Origin of the sequence: Mesorhizobium sp. M7A.F.Ca.CA.003.01.2.1, from assembly GCF_003998945.1 — a bacterium.
GTDB classification, from domain to species: Bacteria; Pseudomonadota; Alphaproteobacteria; order Rhizobiales; family Rhizobiaceae; genus Mesorhizobium; species Mesorhizobium ciceri.
On sequence record NZ_RZRA01001389.1, the window covers coordinates 1 to 966 of the forward strand.

A 966-nucleotide genomic window follows, 5' to 3' on the forward strand; every position below is an offset into this window, starting at 1 on the left:
GACCGTCTCGGAGATCGCCGTCATCGGCCGGCCGGCGCTGCTGGTGCCTTACCCCCATGCGCTCGATCACGATCAGGCGGCGAACGCGGCGGCCCTTGCCGCTGCCGACGGCGGCGAAGTGCATCCGCAATCCTCGCTCTCGTCCGAACGCATCGCAGCGCTTGTCGGCGGGCTGATGGACGACCCCGATCGGCTGACGGCAATGGCGGCGGGTGCGAAATCGGCCGGCAGGCCGGACGCGGCACGGTTGCTCGCCGATCTTACAGAGGCTATTGCGTCCAAAAAAACCGTTTCGGATTTCAGGAAGGGGACGCAAGCATGAAGATGCCGCAGACCATCGGCCTTGTGCATTTCATCGGCATTGGCGGCATCGACATGAGCGGCATTGCCGAAGTGCTGCACAATCTCGGCTACAAGGTGCAAGGGTCCGACCAGGCCGAAAGCGCCAATGTGCAGCGGCTGCGCGACAAGGGCATCGAATGCTTCGTCGGCCATAGGGCCGAGAATCTCGGCGATGCCGAGGTGGTGGTCGTCTCGACGGCGATCAAGAAATCCAACCCTGAGCTGAAGGCCGCGCGCGAAAAGCTGCTGCCGATCGTGCGCCGGGCCGAGATGCTGGCCGAACTGATGCGCTTTCGCCAGGCGGTGGCGATCGGCGGCACGCATGGCAAGACGACGACGACCTCGATGGTGGCGACCTTGCTCGATGCGGGCGGGCTCGATCCGACCGTGATCAATGGCGGCATCATCAATGCCTACGGCACCAACGCCCGCATGGGCGACGGCGAATGGATGGTGGTCGAGGCCGACGAGAGCGACGGCACCTTCCTGAAACTGCCGGCCGAGATCGCGGTCGTCACCAACATCGACCCCGAGCATCTTGACCACTATGGCAGCTTCGACAAGGTGCGCGAGGCGTTCCGCCAGTTTGTCGAGAACGTTCCGTTCTACGGTTTTGGCGTGATG

Annotated in this window: 2 protein-coding genes; both read left to right on the forward strand. The window is 64.0% G+C overall.

The features are described 5' to 3' along the window. Positions 1 to 322 (forward strand): glycosyltransferase (locus tag EN969_RS32885; protein WP_281060056.1); only part of this gene is annotated, 322 nt, incomplete at its 5' end. Continuing rightward, positions 319 to 966 (forward strand): Mur ligase domain-containing protein (locus EN969_RS32890; protein WP_245467634.1); only part of this gene is annotated, 648 nt, incomplete at its 3' end. The genes EN969_RS32885 and EN969_RS32890, both read left to right, overlap by 4 nt.